The sequence below is a fragment of the Paeniglutamicibacter sp. NPDC091659 genome (assembly GCF_044756805.1).
GTDB lineage: Bacteria > Actinomycetota > Actinomycetes > Actinomycetales > Micrococcaceae > Paeniglutamicibacter.
Map to the genome: position 1 here is coordinate 18,929 of NZ_JBIVTO010000003.1, position 16,084 is coordinate 35,012.

The window sequence follows — 16,084 nt, forward strand, 5'->3', positions numbered from 1 at the left end:
TTCTTCTCCATTGATTCTGGCTGTAGCACCGGCCCCGCAGGGGGTGGTTGCTGCGGCGTCACGGAGCCAGGTCTCTCGGCCGCTCGAAATGGGTGGGTGGTTTGTGCGGGAACCGGCGGCTGCCTAGGCTGCGTGCTGGGGAGCGCGCTTGGCCTTCGGCTGCCCCGCGGCTGTTTCCGGGTCGGTGGCGTCCGAGCCAATGGCGTCGGACTCGGTGGTGTCCGGGGCAGGATCGCGGGATTCGGTGCCGAAGAACACGGTCAGTGCGGAGCACAGGACGACGATGAACAGGGCCATGCCAATGAGTCCGTAGCCTGCCAGCCAGCCGGCGCCGAGCGCGAGGGCCGCAAGCGCCGCAAGTGCGCCGAGGCCGAACTTGACCGCCCGGCGCAGCCGCACCGGGTCGGTGCTCATGCGCCAACGCGAGGTCGCCAGGGTGACCAGGACCAGGGTCGTCACGTTCACGAGCATGCCCACCCATACCGGGTGCGTGCCGAGGAAGAACGCCGTGTGGGACCAGCCGGCCAGCTGGTTCCACACGATGCCCGCGCCGAATCCGGCGACCATCGAGGAGTACGCCGCGGAGCGGGTTGCCAGCGGCCAGAAGAAGACGGCGAGGACCGGGGCCAAGGTTGCGCCGTTGCGCAGCGTCCAGGCGAGGATGTTCCACCAGGCGGACTGCTCGGTGCGCAGGATGCTGAAGAGGATCATCAATCCGGTCAACGCGACCAGCGACCACTGGGTGTAGCGGACCAATTGCGTCTCGGTCGCCTTGGGGTTGATGGCGCTGCCGACGTCGCGGCCCAGGGACGTGGAGCCGGAGAACTGGCACGGACCGGCCCAGCCCATGGCGCATGCCCAGACGCCCAGGAAGAAGACGCCGACCAGCGGGGCCGGAAGGACCTGCTCGATGTAGTGCGGGATCGCGACCAGGGCCAGCTTCTGCGACGGCACGACAACCGCGGCGGAGGTGCCGATCAGGGCGCCGATGATGATGAACGGAATGCCGAAGGCGGCCGCCGTGTAGAGACCCTTCTGCCCGTCCGCGGGGGTGCGGCAGGACATGGTCATCTGGAATGCGGCTTGGGCCAGCGGGACATTGACGATGAAGGTGCCGAACCAGGCGACGATCAGCGAGATCCCGGCATTTCCCGGGTCGAACATCTGCGGGTTCGTCTCGGCGAAGTTCTGCAGCCCGGAGAGCCCCGGCTTGGCCAGGACCGCGTAGGCCCCCACCGCCAGCATGCCGACGAAAACGATGCAGTTCATGGTCTGGTTGAAGGCAACCGATCGCATGCCGCCGCTCCACAGGAAGACGAGCAGCAGCAACGCCGTGACGATGACCGCCAGGTGCAGGCTCAGCCCGGTGAAGGCGGTGAGCGCCGAGGCGAAGGCGATCGTCGTGGCCACCGACCACATCGGGAAGGTGAACGCCGTGATGACGCCGGCGATGCCCTTGGCAAGGCGGCCGAACCTGTCGCCGATGATGCCGGTGACCGTCACGACCAGCTTCTCGCGCAGCGGCTTGACCAGCAGCAGTGCGATGAGCAGGACTTGCACGGTTTCCGCAACGCCGTACCAGAGCGCCGAAATGCCGGTGCGGTAGCTCAGCTCCATGATGGCGATGTAGGAGGAGCCGGAGAACAGCCCGGTAATGCAGAAGGCAACGGTCCACGGGCTGAAGGTGCGCCCGCCGACAAAGAAGCCGCTGGTCTTGCCCACGGCGCTGCGCCGTTGGGACAGGCGTCCTCCGACGATCAGCAGAACCGTGTAGGACAAGGCGAGTCCGACGGTCCAGTATCCTGCGGCGCTCATGCGGAGACTCCTTCAAATGTCCTGGTGGTGGACGTGCGCGGGGTGTACCCCAGCGCGATGTTGCAGGCGTTTTCGGCGGCATCGGGAGAAACCAGGCTCGAGAAGACCCAGTTGATGTCGAGGTTTACTCCGGCCGCCTGGACCAGGTTGATGGCCGGGCAGCGGCGGTGGACCTGGGCGGTCAGCTCCTCTTGCCTGGCCGTGTCGTCCAGCGCCGTTTCGACGTGGATCTCCAGTCGGTAGGAGTGGAAGAAGGGGGAAACGTCGGCGGTGCCCGCGAAGCCGCGGGTGTCCTGGGTGGCGATCGAGTAGGTCTCCAGGGCGGTGAACTCGATGCCCAGTTCCTTGGCGACCTGCTCGACGACCACGCTCACGCAGCCGTTGACCGCACCGGCCACGAATTCCATGGGGGTGGGTGCGGTGTCGGTGCCGCCGATGCGGACCGGTTCGTCGATGTCGAATGAGAATTCGCGGATATCGACGGTGGTGCGCATGCTTCCTTGCCAGGATCCCTTGGCGCGAATTCGTTTGTCGTGTGTCCCGTTGTTTTCGGGCACGGTTGTTAAGGCGGGGATTGACGTCATGATCTCTCCATCGGTCCTGGCGGTAGCACCGGGCCTCAACGAGGTGGTTGCTGCGGCGTCATGGAGCCAGATCTCTCAGCCGCTCGGGATGGTTACTGATTCAATGAAAGACGATCGGATGTCACATGGCCAAACCGGGCGTAACGTGACGGAATGTTCGAAGTAACCTGCCAAGTGGGAGGCTGGGTCGAATAATCTTCGTCAAGTTGTCGATTTTCGTGCAATGCTCAAGGGCGCCAGCGGGACAGCGCAGGCGCCCTTGAGCATCCGTGGAACGGACGGACCGGTTTACTTGTTTTCGGCCCTGGGTGCTCCCATCCCCGGGTTGATCTGGTGCGGGCCGCTCGCGGACGGCCGGATGTCGAAGTCGAACATTGCCGTGGGCAGGTAGACCGTCGAGCAGGAGTTCGGGATGTCAACGACGCCCGAGAGCCGGCCCTCGATAGGGGCCGCACCCAGGAGCAGGTAGGCCTGTTCGCGGGAGTACCCGAACTTCGTGAGGTAGTCGATCGCGTGGAGGCACGCGCGCTGGTAGGACAGGTGCGAATCCAGGTAGCGCTGCTCTCCCTCGAGGGTTACCGAGGTGCCGGAGAACGCGATCCATTCGCTGAACTGCGGATCGACGCGGCCCGGCATGAAGATGGCGTTCTCCGAAACCCCGTAGGTGTCCATGCCGCCGCGGATGATGTCCACCCGCAGGTCGATGAAGCCGCCCATTTCGATCGCACCGCAGAACGTGATTTCGCCGTCGCCCTGGGAGAAGTGCAGGTCGCCCAGGGACAGGTTCGCGCCGTCGACGAACACCGGATAGAAGATCCGCGAACCCTTGGAGAGGTTCTTGATGTCCTGGTTTCCGCCGTTCTCGCGCGGCGGTGCGGTGCGTGCCGCCTCTGAGCCGACCCGTCCCCACTCGCTGGCCGGAACCCCGCCCAGCACGGCGTGCTCGGCCTCCGGCGGAAGTGCCAGCGGCGGGACGCGGAGGGGATCGGTGGCAATGAGGTCGCCCTCCCGCTTGTTCCACTTGGCCAACAGCGCGGCCGACGGGGCGGTGCCCATCAGGCCCGGGTGGATCAGGCCCTCGAAGGACACTTCCGGTACGTGCCGGGACGTGGCGACCTGGCCCGTGAAGTCCCAAATTGCCTTGTAGGCGTCGGGGAACTGGTCGGTCAGGAAGCCGCCGCCGTTGTTCTTGGAGAAGATGCCGGTGTATCCCCAACCTTGGCCGGCCAGCGGCCCGCTGTCCTCCTGCGGAATCGGGCCCACGTCAAGGATGTCGACGATCAGGAGGTCGCCCGGCTTGGCACCCTCCACGGCGAACGGACCGGAAAGCTTGTGGACGGTCAGCAGCGGTGCATCGAGGATGTCCTGGGCCGAGTCGTCGTTCTTGATGGCTCCGTCGAACCATTCGCGGCAATCGACGCGGAAAACGTCGCCGGCCTTGACCGTGGCCACCGGCGGAATTTCCGGGTGCCAACGGTTGTGGCCGAGTTTTTCCTGATCCTCGAACTTCTTGGTCGAATCGAGCGGAAATATCACTTCTGGCATGGTGCTTCTCCTTAAACGATGTCGTACTTGGGCGGGGATCCGGCGTCCGGTCAGGGGCGCGGAAGCTTTTGGTGCAGGGGGTTGTGGGTGTATCGGGTTGCCTGTTTTGTTGCACCGGTGCGGCCCGTGACCACTTCCGGTACGTGGGCGCTGCGTTTCGCTGAATCAATGAGCTTGAACTCGGTGGTGTTGGCGATTGAAAGGCGAGGCGAACTCATCTGGCGCCGGGCCTGCTGCCGGCACTCGGGACAGGTTGTGGAATCCGGCACCGTTGCCATGGGGAACGCCGATTCAAAGACTGTTCCCTCGGGGCATCGGAAGTCGTACAGCGGCATGTAATGTCCTCTCGATTGGGGCTGAAAACCGGATGTTTTGGGTTGTTCCTGAGAAGGCGGATCCCGCGTGGACGGCAACGGATGTGCGACAGAAAGGCGCGTGGACGGCAACGGAGCACGCAAGGCGGGAACGTCGGCCCGATCTCTCGCCGGAAAGGCCAGGGATCGGGCCGGCGAGGCGGACCGGCGAGGCCGAAGTGGGCGTCGGGGATTCAGTCGAAACCGCCCGATCGTCGCTTCTGGAGGACAATCGGCTGTGGGAAACGCGCGCAGTATGGCCCTGGCCAAGAAAATCATGATTGCGGCCGTCTGGCGGGTGGATTTTCACGCAGGCACGGAGGCCCTGTATGACGAGAGCTGCAGCAACGTGGAGTAACCAACAAGACCGACCGGGTGTCCTTTCGGCGCTGATGAAGCGTGACGGATCAGGATTGCCAACCGGACAAGATTAGGCGTTCTCACCTGCCCGTTTCGCTCAGGCTAGCTTTGAATCCCGGTCGGTACAAGGGGTTCAATGGGGTGATCGCAAGTACAAATGTGACGCCGATCATTTGCGCGGTGCCACGTAACCTTGTAGAAATATGAACAACAACCATCCAGAGCGGCCGAGAGATCTGGCTCAATGACGCCGCAGCAACCCCTCCCCTTAATTGGGCGGTAGGTGCTCACGCCAGACTCGATGGAGAACCAATCATGGCCGCTGAGTCCCCCCTTCACACCTTCGATGTCGAAACCGACCCCAATATTTTTGGGTCCGTCTCGTTGGAGGCGCTGGCAAGCAATGCGCCGGCTCGACACCTGCTCAAGCTGACTCCGGGTGTTCCGAACAACGGGCACTACGACGAACTTGCCGCGATTTTCCGACCGGTGTTTGCCCGGATTGCGGAAGGTGCCAGCGAGCGCGATGCCAATCGGACGCTCCCTTACGAGCAGGTCGGCTGGCTCAACCGCGAGCGCTTCGGCGCCCTGCGGATCCCGGTCAGCGAGGGCGGGTACGGTGCAAGCCTGAGCGACCTCTTCCGCCTCCTCATTGAACTTGCCGAGGCGGACTCGCAGGTGGCGCACCTGTGGCGTGCACACATCGCCTTCGTCGAATCGGCGCTCACGCTGCGGGACCCGGCCGTGCGCAGCCGCTGGACCGAACGAATCGCCGCCGGCCAGATCGTCGGCAACGCCTACACCGAACGCGGCGGAAACACCCTTGGCTCTCTCAACACCACCCTGGAGCAGCGCGGGGAACACTGGTTCGTGACCGGCGAAAAATACTATTGCACCGGCACCATCTACGCGGACTGGGTTGCCGTGGCAGCCTCCCACCCGAAGCTTCCCGGCCGCCAGATCGCCGTGGTCTCCACGCAGCGCTCCGGCGTCAAGATCTACGACGACTGGGATGGCTTCGGCCAACAGCTCACCGGGACGGGGTCCACGACGTTCCAGGATGTTCCGGTCGACACCCTGTTGCCGGAGGAACAGCAAACCAACGACCCGGAATCCGCGATCTTCCAGCTGGTGCTGCTTGCCGTGCAGGCAGGGATCACCCGCGCGTCGCTGAACGACGTGCGCTCGGCGGTGCAGGCCCGAACCCGCACCTTCAGCACCGGAACGGGTGTCCCGATCCGAAACGAGCCCCAGGTCCTGCAGCTGGTCGGTGAAATTTCGGCCACCGCCTTCGCCACGGATTCCATTGTGTTGTCCGCTGTCGCAGAGGTAGAAGTCGCACTTGCCGATGATTCGCTCAGCCCGGCCGAACGCTTTGCGGTGTGTGAACTCGCCGCAGACCGGGCGCAAACGATCGTCCAGCCGCTGGTTCTTTCGGCCGCGACCAAGCTCTTTGACGGGCTGGGGGCCTCGGCAACAGCCAAGGGCTGCAACTTGGACAGGCACTGGCGCAACGCGCGTACCGTCGCCACCCACAATCCCGCAATATACAAGGCCCGCATCGTCGGCGACTACGAGGTAAACGGAACCGCTCCCAAACGCCTCAACGCCGTCGGCGACCTCGGCTCAACCACCGGAACAGCCGGCTACTAAGGCCTTTCGGTACAGACAACTTTCCCTGACAGGGTTTGCTTCTGCGACCCGCGATTTCCCATACCCCCGCAAAGGAACATCATGAGCACGACTCCCGCACAACGCCAGATCCGTTTCAATGCCTTCGACATGAACTGCGTTGGTCACCAGTCGCCTGGACTGTGGAAGCACCCGAAGGACCAGTCCGCACGTTACAAGGACCTGTCCTACTGGACCGACCTTGCCAAGACCCTTGAAAAGGGAAAGTTCGACGGCATCTTCATCGCCGACGTGCTGGGCACCTACGACGTTTTCGGCGGCTCCAACGAGGTGCCGTTGCGCGCCGGAACCCAGGTTCCCGTCAACGATCCGATGATGCTCGTCTCCGCCATGGCCGCAGTGACCGAACACCTGGGATTCGGCGTCACGGCCGGCACCGCCTACGAGCACCCCTACCCGTTTGCCCGTCGTCTGGCCACTCTCGACCACCTGACCAAGGGACGCGTCGGATGGAACGTGGTGACCGGGTACCTGCCCTCCGCGGCACGCAACATGGGCCAGGAAGACCAGCTGGAACACGACGAGCGCTACAACCACGCCGACGAGTACATGGAAGTCGTCTACAAGCTTCTCGAGGGCTCGTGGGAAGAGGACGCGGTGGTGCGCGATGTCGAACGCGGCATTTTCACCGACCCGACCAAGGTCCACGAGATCAAGCACGAGGGCAAGTACTTCAAGGTTCCCGGCATCGCGATCACCGAGCCGAGCCCGCAGCGCACTCCCGTGGTCTTCCAGGCGGGCGCCTCTCCGCGCGGCCTGAAATTCGCCTCGGAAAACGCCGAAGCCGTGTTCGTGACCTCGCCGACCAAGGAAATCCTCAAGGAAACCGTCACCAAGATCCGCGATGCCGCGGAGGCCGCTGGCCGTGACCGCTACGACGTGCGCATCTACGCCATGCAGACCATCGTCACCGGCCCCGACACTGCCAGCGCCGAGGCAAAGTTCGAGGACTACAAGTCCTACGCCGACATTGACGGCGCCCTGGCGCTGATTTCCGGCTGGATGGGCGTCGACCTGTCCACGTACGGTCCGGACGACGTCATCGGCGACAACGTGAAGTCGAACGCCATCCAGTCCTCCGTCGCCACGTTCCAGAAGGCCAGCGGCGATGACGGCAACCCCTGGACGATTCGCCAGCTTGCCGAATGGGTCGGCGTTGGCGGCTTCGGCCCGATCACCGTCGGTTCCGGGGCCGAGGTCGCGGAAAAGCTCATCGACTGGGTTGCGGAAACCGACGTCGACGGCTTCAACCTCGCCTATGCCATCACTCCCGGCACGTTCGAAGACATCGTCGAGTTCGTGGTTCCGGAGCTGCAGGCCCGCGGCGCATACCAAAGCGAGTACGTCGAGGGCACGCTGCGCAACAAGCTCTTCGGCAAGGGCGACCGCGTGCAGGATTCGCACAAGGCAGCAAACTACCGGCTTTCCGACGCAAAAGTAGGCTAAGGGGCCCCTGCCGGTTGGCCGAGGCCGGGAGTGCTCCCGCGACCAACTGCTTTCCCGACGGGGATCCCGGCGTTGCCGGGGTCCCCGTCCCTCCAACCCAATCCGGGACTTGCCATGCCTGGACGTCCGGCCTTGGCACTGGTCAGGGGGCCAGACTGACGACCAAGTTGATGGTGGTGGCCAGGATTCCCGTGCCAAACACAAACGCCAGCAGGCTGTGGCGCAGCGCCGTCGAACGCATCTCACGTGTGGTGATGTTTGTGTCCGACACCTGATAGGTCATGCCCATGCTGAACGCCATGTAGGCGAAATCGGTGTACTGCGGCGGTTCCTCCTGGTTGAAGTCGATGCCGCCGGGGGACCTGTCGTAATAGATCACCGCATAGCGCAGCGTGAACAACGTGTGTACGAGTAGCCACGACATTCCCGTGCAGGTCAACGCCAGTAATGCCAGCAGGAACCGCGAGCTTCCTTCGACTTCCTTGCTGCCCAGCATTACCAGGGCGACCGCGACCAACGACCCCACCGCGGCCAAAAGGATAAGCAGATCCGAGGTGCTGCGGCCGGGGTCCTCTTCCTGGGCGTGGGCGGCGGTGCGGGCATGGTCCATGGGGGCGATGGTCGACCAAACCGTGAGGTTGTAGACCAGCGCGGCGACTCCCCATCCCACTGCCGGCGCATACAGCCAAGCGCCAAGAAGCCCTGTCAGCACGGCTGCGAGGCCACCGCCGAGAACCATGCCGATGATGCGCAGCTGGCGGTGCCGTGTGCGTCGTGTGCGTGTGGTCTCCATGTGGCGATCATGCCACGGTCCGCCATTGCGACGCAGCAGGTTCGAACGAAACGTTGCCCCTTGTCAGCGTCCCCTTCGAGGCCGAATTCTTGCCCGACGGGTTTTCGGCGGATTGTCAACATGACGCGAGCAAGACGCAAGACGGCGTGAAGCGCCGGCGTCACAATCGGATTTATGACTTTTCTTGAAGGGAAAACGGGTCAAGGTCGGGGTTTTTGGGCCATTCATTTCATGAGGTGGTCATATTTGTTGGTGGTGTCGAAGAATCTGCGACACACTTGAGTAGTTCCTTCCTGGTGAAATGCCTGGAACGGTACGACACCATCCAGAGCGGCTGAGAGACCTGGCTCGTTGACGCCGCAGCAACCACCCCTATGCGTAGAGGCCGGTGCTACCGCCAGGACCGATGGAGATAGCCAAACTCTGTTCCGGTCCACCGGTCGACCCTTAACGGGCGGCTGGCCGATCGGTCGTGCTGTTGGCGTCCCTCGGGTAAACCGAGAGGAGTTGGACATGATCAACATCAAGAACGTGTCAACAGTTTTCCCGTCAGCGGGCAAGCCCTTTACTGCCGTGGACAACGTTTCGCTGGAGATCCCGCGAGGCTCAATCCAGGGAATCATTGGTTTTTCCGGTGCAGGCAAGTCGACCCTGCTGCGCAACATCAACCTGCTTGAGCGTCCGACCAGCGGGCAAATCATTGTCGACGGCACGGATCTCACCGCGCTCAACGACGAGGAATTGCGCCAGGCGCGCCACCACATCGGCATGATCTTCCAGCACTTCAACCTCTTGAACAACCGCAATGCCGTTGAGAATGTCGAACTCAGCCTCAAGTTTGCCGGCGTCCCCAAGAAGAACCGGCGGCGCAGGGCATTGGAAGCCCTGGCGATCGTTGACCTGGCAGACAAGACGACCGCCTACCCGGGCCAGCTTTCCGGAGGCCAAAAGCAGCGCGTCGCGATTGCCCGAGCACTGGCCACCGAGCCGAAGGTGTTGCTGTGCGACGAGCCGACTTCCGCCGTCGACCCGCGGACCACTGCCTCGGTGCTCCAGTACCTCTCTGACATCAACGCCCAATTGGGTATCACCACGGTCATCGTGACCCATGAAATGAATGTCGTAAAGGCCATTGCGGACAACGTCGCCGTCATGGAAGACGGGGCAGTCGTGGAGCAATTCGACATTGCCTCGCTGAAGAATCCCGCATTCACCCCCGCGACGGCCATCGGACGCTACCTGATCTCCGACGACATCTCACTGGATCGCAAGCGACAGGCCCACGCCGAGCCTGCTTCGGCCGAAGCAATTGCCTTGAAGGAGACATCCCTTGTCTAGCATTCCATCCGCCGTCAACATCCTGGCGGCCGCCACCAATGGCAGCGGTGCCGCGGCCTTCGACCTCAACCGCATCATTGAACTGTGGCCGGAAATAGCCCTGGCCATCGGCCAGACCCTGGCCATGCTCCTGGTATCGATTCCGATCGCCATCCTCCTTGGAACCCCGCTGGGCATCTGGCTTTACTCGATGTCGCCAAACGGCCTGCGTCCGCGTCCGCGCGTTCACCGGATCGTCGACGGGCTGGTGAACACCATGCGTTCGTTCCCGTTCCTGATCCTGTTGATTGCCATCATTCCGTTCACGCGGTTCGTTGTGGGAACGACCATCGGCACGGCCGCGGTGATCGTCCCGCTGACGATCAATGCCATCCCCTACTTCGCCCGATTCGTTGAGCAGAACCTGACCCAGCTGGGCAGCGGCGTGGTCGAGGCCGCCCGCGCCATGGGCGCCACCCGCGGACAAATCGTCAGGGACGTGCTGCTGGTCGAGGGACGGCCGGCGCTCATCGGGTCGATCACCATCATGACGGTGAGCTTCATCAGCTACTCGGCCATGGCCGGGTTGGTCGGTGGCGGCGGAATCGGCGACTTCGCCATCCGCTATGGCTACTACAGGTACGAAACGGGAATGATGATCGTCGCCATCGTCCTGATGATCCTGATGGTTCAACTGGTCCAGATCTCCGGCACCCGGCTTGCCGCTCGCCTGGACAAGCGCCACTAGTCCTTCCCACCCCGGATACCCACTGGAGCCCCTCATGAGCAATTCCAAACGTCCGCGCCTGCTGTTGAGCGCCTTCCTGATGAACACCACGAGCCACATCCTTGGCGGGCAATGGCGTCATCCCGAGGCCCAGCAGCACCGCTTCAACGAGCTCAAGCTCTGGACCGACCTGGCCAAGGAGCTTGAAGCAGCACGCTTCGACACGATCTTCCTGGCCGATGTCGTGGGACTCTACGGGGACCACAACGGGGGATGGGCATCGCACATCAAGCGCGGCCTGCAGGTTCCGTCGAACGACCCTCTGGTGCTTGCCTCGGCGCTCGCCGCGGTGACCGAGGAGATCGGGCTGGCGTTCACCTCCTCGGTGATCCAGTCCGACCCGTTCCAGCTGGCACGCCAGCTCTCCACGCTCGACCACCTGAGCAACGGGCGCGTGGCCTGGAACATCGTCACCAGCATCCTGGAAAATTCGCACCGCAACTTCGGCGCCTCCGGGCTGGCCGCGCACGGCGACCGCTATGACTGGGCCGAGGAATACGTCGAGGCGGCGTTCAAGCTCTGGGAGGGTTCCTGGGAAGACGGGGCCCTGCTGGCCGACAAGATCCGCGGCATCCATGCCGATCCGGCGCTGGTGAACAAGATCTACCACCGCGGGGAACGCTACTCGATCGACGGTCCGCACCTGTCTTCGCCCAGCCCGCAACGCACGCCGTTCCTCTTCCAGGCCGGAAGCTCCCCGCGGGGCAAGGCGTTTGCCGCTGCCAACGCGGAAGCCACCTTCCTGTTTGCTCCCAACCCGGAAAACGTCCGGAAGAACTCGGGCATCATCCGGCAGCTGGCCGTGGATGCCGGTCGCGAGGCCGGCGACGTGAAGATCTTTGCAGGGCTTTCCTTCGTGGTGGGCAGCACCGAGGCCGAGGTCGCCCGCAAGCAGGCCGAGTACGACGAGTACCTCGACCTGGATGCCGTGGTCGCGCACATCGGCGGCGGGCTGGGAATCGACCTGGGCGGGGTACCGCTGGACACCAAGCTGGGCGACGTCGACACCGAGGGCGGCAAGGGAGTCCTCGAGGCGATCCGGGCCTCGGTCCCGGGCGGCGATCCGACCATCGGCGACCTGGCCCGCTACCGCGCCAAGTCGATGCAAATCGCCGGAACCCCGGAACAGATCGTTGACCAGCTTGAGCTCTGGCAAGACGCCGGAACCGACGGCATCAACATCATCAACCAGATCCTTCCGGGCTCCTACACCGACTTCATCCAGGGCGTGATTCCCGAGCTGCGGGCCCGCGGCCTCGCCCAGAGCGAGTACGCCCCGGGGACGCTGCGCGAAAAGGTCTTCGGTCGTTCGGCGACCCTGGAACCGTCGCACCCCGCGGCTGCCTTCCGCGGGGCCTTCGCCGAGTACTCGGCCGCCAACGAAAACCGCTCAGTCATCTCCACGCTTTCCTGAAAGACAAGAACCATGACGCTGATCCAAGACACTCCCTCGACGGTTGCCGCCGACTACGCGAGCCAGCGCGAGCGCTTCGCCGAAATCTTCGCACGCATCGCGGAGGGCTCCCGTGAACGCGATTTCTCCAGGATTCTCCCCTTCGAACAGGTTGCCTGGCTCAACGAGGCAGGGTTCAGTGCCCTGCGCGTTCCGGTGGCGTTTGGCGGCGCGGGCGTCAGCGTCGAGACCTTCACCCGGTTGCTCATCGACCTGGCGGCGGCGGATTCCAACGTAGCCCACCTGTACCGCTCCCACTTCGGGTTCATCGAATCCCTCCAGTGGCAGGAAGAGCCGGTCGCCCTGCGCTGGTATGAGCTTGCGGCCGCGGGAAAGACCGTCGGAAACGCCTCGACCGAACGCGGGGGCAACGCCCTGGGCCGGCTGAACACTGTCCTGGCCAGGAACGGCGAGGGCTGGGTGCTCAACGGCGAAAAGTACTACACCACCGGCACCATCTTCTCCGACTACACCCGCGTTTCGGCTGGCCTGGCCGGCGAGGACGGACGCTTCTTTGCCGTCGTTGACACCAAGGCCGCGGGAGTGAGCATCGTCGATGACTGGGACGGGTTCGGGCAGCGCCTGACCGGCACCGGGACCACCACCTTCGAGAACGTGCGCGTCTCCAACGAGGACATCTTCGACCGCGTCGCCGGCGGGGCCGAGGCCACCCACGAGGCTGCCTTCTTCCAGCTGGTGCTGCTCTCCGTGCTGGCAGGCATCGCGCGGGCCGCCCGCGACGACGCGGCGCAGTCCGTGGCCAAGCGTGCGCGCACCTTCAACACGGGTTCCGGCCTGCCGTTCCGCGAGGATCCGCTGATCCAGGAAACCGTCGGCCGGATCGCGACCAAGGCATTTTCCGCCGAGGCGATCGTCCTTGCCGCGGCCCGTGCGTTGGATCTCGCCCTTGACGTGAGCCTGGCGCAGGAACCCGATGAAGCCGGGAACCGCGCGACCACGCTTGAAGGCCACCTGGCCGAACTCGCAGTGGAGCAGGCCCAGGTGGCCGTGCCGGAACTGGCCATCGGTGCGGCGCAACAGCTGTTTGAAACCGGCGGAGCTTCGGCCACGAGCACAGCCAAGGGGCTCGACCGCCACTGGCGCAACGCACAAACGGTAGCCACCCACAACCCCATTTCGTTCCGTGCGCGGTCCATCGGCGACTACTTCATCAACGGCACGCTTCCCGAAGGATTGAACGCCATCGGGAACGCCACCGCAACGTCGCCAACCCGCTAACCGACATCCGGCGGTCTCCAAGACCGCTGCCCCGATTTACTACGCCATGCCCGGCGCACCGTTTTTGCGCCCTTTTCCAGGAGAACAACATGCAACGCCGCACCTTCCTTGCCGGAGCCCTTGGCCTCGGAACCCTTGCCTCGCTAACCGCCTGCGGTCTCACCGGCGGAGCCTCAAACGCCGGCGGTGCGAACGACAAGACAATCAAGCTGATCGTCACGGAGTCGGCGCCGACGCAGGAACCCACCAAGATCGCACAGAAGATTCTTGAATCCCAGGGCTGGAAAGTCGAAGCAAAGTACGTCACCGACATCGTGCAGCCGAACTTTGCCGTTGCAAACGGTGAATTCGACGCCAACTACTTCCAGCACGCCGCGTACCTTGAGCAGTTCACCACCGACAAGAACCTGGACGTCGAGGCGGCGTTCTACATGTACGGTTCGCCGGCAGGCGTCTACTCCGCGAAGTACAAGAACATCAGCGAACTTCCGGATGGCGCGAAGATCGCGATTCCCGTGGATCCTTCCAACAACGGGCGCGCCTTGGCACTTCTGCAGACGGCAGGGCTCCTGAAGCTCACCGAAGGCAAGAGCCTGATCCACTTGTCGCAGGCCGACATCCTGGAGAACCCGAAGAAGTTCAGCTTTGTCGAGGTCGACCAGCAGTCGCTGTCCAAGACGCTCCCGGACGTTGACGCGGGATTCCTGTTCATCCGCCTCGGTGCCGAAATCGGTTTGAAGCCGTCCGACGCACTGCTTTTCGAGAAGGAAGAAGATGCGCTGCCCTTCATCAACCTCGTTGCCGCCAAGCCGGGATTTGCCGCAACCGAGAAGGGCAAGGCACTCGAGGCCGCTTACCACTCCGACGAGGTGCGGACTTGGTTCAAGGGATACCTCGACGGCGCCTTGCCGACGCCGTGGGACCGCGACCCGGCCGCGGATCTGAAGGCCTGGAACATCTGAGTCGCTGCGCTCAACTTCAACACACCACAATAGGGGCGTACTCGGTCCCGACTTAACTAGGGAGAACAAGTATGGAACGTCGCGCATTTCTCAAGGGTTCGCTGGGGCTTGGTGCGGTGGCCGGTTTGGCTGCGTTGACAGGTTGCGGCCTCACCGGCAACGGGGCCGCCAGCGGTGACGACAAGACCATCAAGCTCATCGTCACCGAATCGGCCCCCTACCAGGAGCCGACAAAGCTCGCGCAGAAAGCCCTGGAAGCCGACGGCTGGAAGGTTGAGGTCAAGTACGTCACCGACATCGTGCAGCCAAACTTTGCCGTGGCCAACGGTGAGTTCGACGCCAACTACTTCCAGCACGCATCCTACCTGGCCCAGTTCACCAAGGACAAGAACCTTGCCGTCGAGCCGGCCTTCTACATGTACGGTTCCCCGGGTGGCGTCTACTCGCAGAAGCACAAGTCCATCGGTGATTTGCCGACGGGTGCCAAGATCGCGATTCCGGTCGACCCGTCAAACAACGGACGGGCCTTGGCAATGCTGGCCAAAGCGGGTGTTTTGAAGGTCGCGGAGGGCAAGAGCGTTATCCACCTTTCGCAAAACGACATCTTGGAGAACCCCAAGAAGCTCACCTTCGTTGAGGTCGACCAGCAGTCGTTGTCCAAGACGCTGCCCGATGTCGATGCCGGATTCCTCTTCGCGCGTCTGGGAGCCGAGCTTGGGCTGACGCCTGAAGACGCCCTGCTTTTTGAAAAAGACGCAGAAGCGCTGCCGTTCATCTGCCTGGTGGCCGCCAAGCCTGGCTTCAGCGAAACCGAGAAGGGGAAGGCGCTGGAGAAGGCCTACCATTCGGACGAGGTAAGCGACTGGTTCAAGAACTACATCGGAGGCGTGCTGCCGACACCATGGGACCGCGATCCCGCCGCCGACCGCAAGGTCTGGGATATCTAGGCCCCGTTGCCGCCGAAATTGATTTCCAGCTGTCCGAGGCGAGTCCTGTACTCGTCTCGGACAGCTGTTTAAGCTGTCAGGCGGTTTCGCGGCCTAGCCCAAGATCGCAGTTGTAAGGTATCCGGTATGGGCAGTATCAACAGTGAACGGCATAAGAACGACCCCGATGTAATCCGTCGGCTGTTGACCACGCCTGCACGCTGGGCCGTGGTCGGTTTGAGTAACAATCCGTTGCGTGTGGCGCCGCGAGTTGCGCACTTCCTGCAAGCACGACTCGGCATGGAAATCGTCCCGGTTTCACTGCGTGGAGAAAACGTTTTGGGGGCAACCGGGTACAAAACCTTGGGGGAAATTCCGGGCCACATTGACGTGGTGGATTGCTTCGTGAATTCCCAGAAAGTCGGGGCCGTTGTCGACCAGGCCATTGCTATTGGTGCGTCGGCGGTTTGGCTGCAGTTGGGTGTTATCGATGAGAAAGCTCTGGCCAGAGCCAAAACGGCAGGACTGGACGTCGTCATGGACACTTGTCCCATCATTGAATACCAAAACTTTTAGGCGCGCACTTAAACCCGGGTTCACAAAAGCATTTCAGTGCGCTGGAATCAATTTTTTCCGGTTATGCTGTCCTCTGCACATGCAACATTAATTGGGTGCTGGGGACCAAATGAATACTGGGGGACGTCCGGACTTGGGGTTTGGACGAAACTATGCGGGCTGGATGGGACCGGTCCGCCTAAAACGGTGCTTGTTGAGTGTTTGCCGCGCCCCTTGGGGTAATTGGGGTATAAATC

At 63.1% G+C, this 16,084-nt stretch carries 14 protein-coding genes and 4 riboswitches; of the genes, 9 read left to right on the forward strand and 5 right to left on the reverse strand.

Features of this window, described 5'->3' with window-relative positions:
* Window positions 1-4: 4 nt before the first annotated feature.
* A riboswitch (SAM riboswitch) is annotated at window positions 5-95 on the reverse strand.
* A gap of 28 nt (window positions 96-123) precedes the next feature.
* From ACIQLF_RS07770 to ACIQLF_RS07785, 4 genes are all read right to left on the reverse strand, one after another.
* A complete protein-coding gene (locus tag ACIQLF_RS07770; RefSeq protein ID WP_400296461.1) occupies window positions 124-1,815 on the reverse strand; it encodes a sodium:solute symporter in 1,692 nt (563 codons plus the stop codon).
* Entirely contained in the window at window positions 1,812-2,309 is a 498-nt protein-coding gene (locus ACIQLF_RS07775; protein WP_400296464.1) for an OsmC family protein, read from the reverse strand. Before ACIQLF_RS07775 ends, ACIQLF_RS07770 begins: the two co-directional genes overlap by 4 nt.
* 94 nt (window positions 2,310-2,403) lie before the next feature.
* A riboswitch (SAM riboswitch) is annotated at window positions 2,404-2,494 on the reverse strand.
* Window positions 2,495-2,687: 193 nt separating this feature from the next.
* Window positions 2,688-3,944, reverse strand: a complete 1,257-nt coding sequence (gene fmdA / locus ACIQLF_RS07780) for a formamidase (RefSeq protein ID WP_400296467.1) — start codon at window positions 3,942-3,944, stop codon at window positions 2,688-2,690.
* A 50-nt stretch (window positions 3,945-3,994) separates the two neighbouring features.
* Window positions 3,995-4,576 carry a zinc ribbon domain-containing protein gene (locus ACIQLF_RS07785; RefSeq protein WP_400296470.1) on the reverse strand — a complete coding sequence of 194 codons (582 nt, stop codon included), beginning with the start codon at window positions 4,574-4,576 and terminating at the stop codon, window positions 3,995-3,997.
* A 292-nt stretch (window positions 4,577-4,868) separates the two neighbouring features.
* A riboswitch (SAM riboswitch) is annotated at window positions 4,869-4,965 on the forward strand.
* 7 nt (window positions 4,966-4,972) lie between these two features.
* Here ACIQLF_RS07785 and ACIQLF_RS07790 point away from each other — a divergent pair.
* Window positions 4,973-6,310: an acyl-CoA dehydrogenase family protein gene (locus tag ACIQLF_RS07790; protein ID WP_400296473.1), complete on the forward strand. Its 1,338-nt coding sequence runs from the start codon at window positions 4,973-4,975 to the stop codon at window positions 6,308-6,310.
* Window positions 6,311-6,391: 81 nt separating this feature from the next.
* Entirely contained in the window at window positions 6,392-7,795 is a 1,404-nt protein-coding gene (locus ACIQLF_RS07795; protein ID WP_400296476.1) for an LLM class flavin-dependent oxidoreductase, read from the forward strand.
* Window positions 7,796-7,937: 142 nt separating this feature from the next.
* On the opposite strand, the gene ACIQLF_RS07800 is transcribed toward ACIQLF_RS07795, so the two are convergent.
* A complete protein-coding gene (locus tag ACIQLF_RS07800; RefSeq protein WP_400296479.1) occupies window positions 7,938-8,588 on the reverse strand; it encodes a DUF1345 domain-containing protein in 651 nt (216 codons plus the stop codon).
* Window positions 8,589-8,906: 318 nt separating this feature from the next.
* Window positions 8,907-9,001: riboswitch (SAM riboswitch) on the forward strand.
* 100 nt (window positions 9,002-9,101) lie between these two features.
* Between ACIQLF_RS07800 and ACIQLF_RS07805 the strand changes: the two genes are divergently transcribed.
* From ACIQLF_RS07805 to ACIQLF_RS07835, 7 genes are all read left to right on the forward strand, one after another.
* Window positions 9,102-9,926: a methionine ABC transporter ATP-binding protein gene (locus ACIQLF_RS07805; protein ID WP_400296482.1), complete on the forward strand. Its 825-nt coding sequence runs from the start codon at window positions 9,102-9,104 to the stop codon at window positions 9,924-9,926.
* The gene (locus tag ACIQLF_RS07810) at window positions 9,919-10,653 is read left to right on the forward strand and encodes a methionine ABC transporter permease (RefSeq protein ID WP_400296485.1); all 735 of its coding nucleotides are present in this window, start codon (window positions 9,919-9,921) and stop codon (window positions 10,651-10,653) included. The genes ACIQLF_RS07805 and ACIQLF_RS07810 overlap by 8 nt, the downstream gene beginning before the upstream one ends.
* A 34-nt stretch (window positions 10,654-10,687) precedes the next feature.
* Complete coding sequence (locus tag ACIQLF_RS07815; protein WP_400296488.1) at window positions 10,688-12,106, forward strand: NtaA/DmoA family FMN-dependent monooxygenase; 1,419 nt, start codon at window positions 10,688-10,690, stop codon at window positions 12,104-12,106.
* A gap of 12 nt (window positions 12,107-12,118) precedes the next feature.
* A complete protein-coding gene (locus ACIQLF_RS07820; protein WP_400296491.1) occupies window positions 12,119-13,384 on the forward strand; it encodes an acyl-CoA dehydrogenase family protein in 1,266 nt (421 codons plus the stop codon).
* Between the two features lie 89 nt (window positions 13,385-13,473).
* Complete coding sequence (locus ACIQLF_RS07825) at window positions 13,474-14,346, forward strand: MetQ/NlpA family ABC transporter substrate-binding protein (RefSeq protein WP_400296493.1); 873 nt, start codon at window positions 13,474-13,476, stop codon at window positions 14,344-14,346.
* Between the two features lie 71 nt (window positions 14,347-14,417).
* Window positions 14,418-15,293, forward strand: coding sequence for a MetQ/NlpA family ABC transporter substrate-binding protein (locus ACIQLF_RS07830; protein WP_400296496.1), 876 nt, complete (start codon window positions 14,418-14,420; stop codon window positions 15,291-15,293).
* 126 nt (window positions 15,294-15,419) lie between these two features.
* The gene (locus tag ACIQLF_RS07835; protein ID WP_400296499.1) at window positions 15,420-15,848 is read left to right on the forward strand and encodes a CoA-binding protein; all 429 of its coding nucleotides are present in this window, start codon (window positions 15,420-15,422) and stop codon (window positions 15,846-15,848) included.
* The last annotated feature ends 236 nt before the right edge of the window (window positions 15,849-16,084 follow it).

Bases quoted from the DNA above. Each gene is read 5' to 3' on its own strand.
- ACIQLF_RS07770 (WP_400296461.1), bottom strand. From the start codon at position 1,815: ATGAGCGCCGCAGGATACTGGACCGTCGGACTCGCCTTGTCCTACACG.
- ACIQLF_RS07775 (WP_400296464.1), bottom strand. From the start codon at position 2,309: ATGCGCACCACCGTCGATATCCGCGAATTCTCATTCGACATCGACGAA.
- fmdA (WP_400296467.1), bottom strand. From the start codon at position 3,944: ATGCCAGAAGTGATATTTCCGCTCGATTCGACCAAGAAGTTCGAGGAT.
- ACIQLF_RS07785 (WP_400296470.1), bottom strand. From the start codon at position 4,576: ATGATTTTCTTGGCCAGGGCCATACTGCGCGCGTTTCCCACAGCCGAT.
- ACIQLF_RS07790 (WP_400296473.1), top strand. From the start codon at position 4,973: ATGGCCGCTGAGTCCCCCCTTCACACCTTCGATGTCGAAACCGACCCC.
- ACIQLF_RS07795 (WP_400296476.1), top strand. From the start codon at position 6,392: ATGAGCACGACTCCCGCACAACGCCAGATCCGTTTCAATGCCTTCGAC.
- ACIQLF_RS07800 (WP_400296479.1), bottom strand. From the start codon at position 8,588: ATGGAGACCACACGCACACGACGCACACGGCACCGCCAGCTGCGCATC.
- ACIQLF_RS07805 (WP_400296482.1), top strand. From the start codon at position 9,102: ATGATCAACATCAAGAACGTGTCAACAGTTTTCCCGTCAGCGGGCAAG.
- ACIQLF_RS07815 (WP_400296488.1), top strand. From the start codon at position 10,688: ATGAGCAATTCCAAACGTCCGCGCCTGCTGTTGAGCGCCTTCCTGATG.
- ACIQLF_RS07820 (WP_400296491.1), top strand. From the start codon at position 12,119: ATGACGCTGATCCAAGACACTCCCTCGACGGTTGCCGCCGACTACGCG.
- ACIQLF_RS07825 (WP_400296493.1), top strand. From the start codon at position 13,474: ATGCAACGCCGCACCTTCCTTGCCGGAGCCCTTGGCCTCGGAACCCTT.
- ACIQLF_RS07830 (WP_400296496.1), top strand. From the start codon at position 14,418: ATGGAACGTCGCGCATTTCTCAAGGGTTCGCTGGGGCTTGGTGCGGTG.
- ACIQLF_RS07835 (WP_400296499.1), top strand. From the start codon at position 15,420: ATGGGCAGTATCAACAGTGAACGGCATAAGAACGACCCCGATGTAATC.